This is a genomic window from Parasphingorhabdus sp., from assembly GCF_049667325.1.
In the GTDB taxonomy this organism is placed as follows: Bacteria; Pseudomonadota; Alphaproteobacteria; order Sphingomonadales; family Sphingomonadaceae; genus Parasphingorhabdus.
In genome coordinates, this window is record NZ_JBATHY010000293.1 from 1 (window position 1) to 3,873 (window position 3,873).

Here is a 3,873-nt window from a genome sequence, read left to right on the forward strand (position 1 = left end):
ATATCTGCTTTGACGGGTTGAAGCCGCCGTTGAAGATCGCAGCAAGCAATGTTCGCATGCCACCCGGTTGCTGCCATCCCCCGGCGTGTCCGAAAAATCCTAATAAGGCGGCGCATCCAACCCGGTCAGGCTCTTCGTAAATATCTCGTTCCCGTCCTCGGTAATCCCGATACTATGCTCGAACTGCGCGGTCAGCGAACGGTCGCGGGTGACCGCGGTCCAGCCGTCGTCGAGCATCTTGCAGGCATATTTGCCGATATTGATCATCGGTTCGATGGTGAAGAACATGCCGGGGCGCAGCTCGGGGCCGGTGCCGGGGCGGCCGGCGTGGACCACCTCGGGGGCGTCGTGGAACATCTGGCCGAGCCCGTGGCCGCAGAAATCGCGGACCACCGAATAGCGGTGGGCTTCGGCGTGGCTCTGGATCGCGTGGGCGACGTCGCCCATGCGGTTGCCCGGTTTGGCCTGCTCGATGCCCAGCATCAGGCATTCATAGGTCACCTGGACCAGCTTGCTCGCCTTGATCGGGGTCTTGCCGACCAGATACATGCGGCTGGTGTCGCCGTGCCAGCCGTCGACGATCACGGTGACGTCGATATTGACGATATCGCCCTCGGCGAGCTTCTTGTCGCCGGGAATGCCGTGGCAGACAACATGGTTGATCGAGGTGCAGCAGCTGTGGGTAAATCCGCGATAGCCGAGGGTCGCGGGGACCGCTCCGGCGGCGAACGCCTGTTGCCGGACCATATCGTCGAGCGCGCCGGTGGTCACGCCGGGAAGGACATGGGGGACGAGGCTGTCGAGTATCTCGGCGGCGAGGCGCCCGGCCTTGCGCATGCCTTCGAAACCCTCGGGCCCGTGCAATTTGATCGCGCCGGTGCGCGCGGATGGGGTGGTGTCTTCTACGGTCAGATAGTCTGTCATCGGGCCTATATAGCGACGGAATCGCCAATATGCGAGACCTGCCGTGCAACTGTTTTCAGTTATTTAACACAAATTTGCTAGGTCATGGCCTTTGATTTGACAGGCGGGGCCATGCTGGCAAAACTGAAAATAGCGTTGATATCGGCTGCGCTGCTGCTCGGCACGGCGCAGACCATCGCGCGATTTGAATCTCTGGTGCAACCCGAATTCCAGCCGTTCGGGCTGGCCGCCTATGGCGTGCTGCTGGGCGTCTGCCTGGCCGGAATATTCAGCGCCGCGTTCATTCCCGTCGCGACCGTGCGCTGGGCGATGGCCGCGGCGATCTCGCTCGCCGGGATCATCGTCGCAACCTATGAACGGACCGCCGGGGACCATATGCCCTATGACGCGTTTATCAGCATGGTCAACGCATCGGGATCGCTGCACGAAGCGTGGGGCCAATATGCCGACGCGATGATGATCGGCGGGGTTCAGGGGCTGCTGCTGTTGCTCGGCATCGGCCTGAACGGTCGCGGACCGGCAAAGGCGCATGGCAAAAAGCTGATCGCGGTGCCGTTGCTGGCGCTGTTTGCCCTGACCGGGATATTGTTCATGCGCGGCGGAGATGGCGCGCGGGGCCTGCCGGCAAGCTATGCCGGCGCGGCTTATTCCCTGCTCTATGGCTACGAGCGGGCGACCGAGGAAATCAAGCCGCGCGAGCCGGTCAGGCTGTCCGTAGTCCGGCCGCCGAACGGCGATGGCGATATCGTCCTGCTGGTCGACGAGAGCATCTCCGGCCATTATCTCGATATCAACAGCCCGCAGGGCGTGCGCAGCGGGCTGATGGCACCGCAAAGCGGGGTCGCGGTCCATAATTTCGGCCTCGCCGCGTCGATCTCCCATTGCAGCGCGGCGGTCAACTACACCCTGCGTCACGGCGGCACCCGCGACGCCTATCGCCGGATCAACGGCACCATGCCGTCGATCTGGGCCTATGCCAAAAAGGCGGGGCTGGAGACCGTCTATATCGACGTTCCGCGGACCAAGCGGATATTCAACAATCTGATGGACAAGAACGAACTGCGCGATATCGACCAGTGGATCGAGTTTGACGATGTGCCGGTCCAGCGCCGCGATTATGCCGCCGCCGAAACGCTCGCCGGATTCCTCAACGACGGCAAACGCCAGTTCATCTATCTCCAGAAGATCGGCGCGCATTTCCCGATCCACGACAAATATCCCGATGCCTATATGCGCTACAAGCCGGTGCTGCCGCGCGGCCAGTTCCTCCACATCACGGACACCGGCGACCGCGAGGGATTCTCCGGCTCGCAGGAAAGCTGGGTGCTCTACCGCAACGCCTATCGCAACACCCTGTTGTGGAATGTCGGCGCCTTTTTCGACCGGCTGCTCGGCGAGGCCGACCTGACCGGTTCGACGATCATCTATACCTCGGACCACGGCCAGAATCTGCACGAGCGCGGCGGCACCGGGGTGGTCACCCATTGTTCGCCCGATCCGCAGCCGGAAGAGGGGCTGGTCCCGCTGGTCGTGCTCGAATCGCCGTCCGCCGCCCCGCGCCCCGATGCCCCGGACTGGGCCGTTGCCGCCGGGCAGGGCAGGGACCGGTCGAGCCATTTCCAGATTTTCCCGACCGTGCTCGCGATGATGGGCTATGATCCGCAGCAGGTGCAGGCCATATATGGCAGCGACCTGCGCACCCGGGCCAGCGCGCCCTTGGCCTTCAACTACCAGTTCAACGCCCGGTTCGGCCGCACGCCGCGCTGGAGGGAGATTGACCTCGACCGGATCGCCCATCCCCCGGACAGCGATTTCACGGCAAGCCCGGCGCGCCAGTCCGCCGGGACCGCCCGCGCCACCGGCACCAAATAACATATTCCCAAATCGCGCCGCACCGCTCTATAGACGCCCCATGACAAAGCAAAAAATATGGACCGCCGCGCTGATCGTGATCGGCGATGAAATCCTTTCGGGGCGCACGCAGGACAAGAATATCGCGCAGGTCGCCAGCTGGCTCAACGTCCAGGGCATCCGCCTCGCCGAGGTCCGGGTGGTCGCCGACGATCAAGACCATATCGCCGAGGCGGTGAACATCCTGCGCGCCCGCAACGACTATCTCTTCACCACCGGCGGCATCGGCCCGACCCATGACGATATCACCGTCGACGCGATCGCCAGCGCGCTTGGCGTAGAAGTCATCATCCACCCCGCCGCCCGCGCAATCCTCGAGAAATATTATGCCAGCCGGGGCGGGATCAACGAAGGCCGGCTGCGCATGGCCCGCGTCCCCGACGGCGCCGAGCTGATCGAGAACCGGATGTCCGGCGCCCCGGGTATCCGCATCGAAAATATGTTCCTGATGGCCGGCGTCCCCCATATCACCGCCGGCATGCTCGACGCGCTCACCGGCACGCTGGAGGGCGGCGCGCCCCTGCTCTCGACGACGCTCGGCGCCTGGGCCCCGGAAAGCGAGGTCGCCAGCATCCTCCGCGACACCGAAAAGGCGCACGAAAGCTGCGTCATCGGCAGCTACCCCTTTTTCCGCGACGGCACCGTCGGCGCCAATTTCGTCGTCCGCTCGACCGAGGCCCACGATCTGGAAACCTGCCGCGCCGCGCTCAAGGCCGGGCTGGAAGCCGCGGGCTACGAGGTCACCGACGGCGGGATTTAGGGGCAGGCGGGTCGCGCTGGGAGCGAGCATCCGTTCGTCCTGAGCCTGTCGAAGGACATTTCACGCCGATACGTGCACTTCGACAAGCTCAGAGCGAACGGAATGCCTTGCCCCCACCCCGCGCATATTCCCTCGACAATCCCCCCATTCTCCCCCAGAACCCGCAAATGAAGGAACATCCCGAACATCCGGTCTTCGGACCCGAGATAGAAGCGCTGGCCCCGAAGGCGGCGCCCGAGATCAAGAACTGGCGCTCGATTGCCAAGGCGATCTCGTGG

3 protein-coding genes are annotated in these 3,873 nt (G+C 64.0%); 2 read left to right on the forward strand and 1 reads right to left on the reverse strand.

The features are described 5' to 3' along the window. Positions 1 to 99 precede the first annotated feature (99 nt). The gene (map, locus tag WBM93_RS12950; protein ID WP_424432280.1) at positions 100 to 924 is read right to left on the reverse strand and encodes a type I methionyl aminopeptidase; all 825 of its coding nucleotides are present in this window, start codon (positions 922 to 924) and stop codon (positions 100 to 102) included. Positions 925 to 1,035: 111 nt separating this feature from the next. Here map and WBM93_RS12955 point away from each other — a divergent pair, with 111 nt between their 5' ends. After that, positions 1,036 to 2,796: a sulfatase-like hydrolase/transferase gene (locus tag WBM93_RS12955; RefSeq protein WP_424432281.1), complete on the forward strand. Its 1,761-nt coding sequence runs from the start codon at positions 1,036 to 1,038 to the stop codon at positions 2,794 to 2,796. 40 nt (positions 2,797 to 2,836) lie between these two features. Then, entirely contained in the window at positions 2,837 to 3,595 is a 759-nt protein-coding gene (locus tag WBM93_RS12960; protein ID WP_424432282.1) for a competence/damage-inducible protein A, read from the forward strand. The last annotated feature ends 278 nt before the right edge of the window (positions 3,596 to 3,873 follow it).

Excerpts from the sequence above, each read along its gene's own strand:
- map (WP_424432280.1), bottom strand. The coding sequence starts at position 924 with ATGACAGACTATCTGACCGTAGAAGACACCACCCCATCCGCGCGCACC.
- WBM93_RS12955 (WP_424432281.1), top strand. The coding sequence starts at position 1,036 with ATGCTGGCAAAACTGAAAATAGCGTTGATATCGGCTGCGCTGCTGCTC.
- WBM93_RS12960 (WP_424432282.1), top strand. The coding sequence starts at position 2,837 with ATGACAAAGCAAAAAATATGGACCGCCGCGCTGATCGTGATCGGCGAT.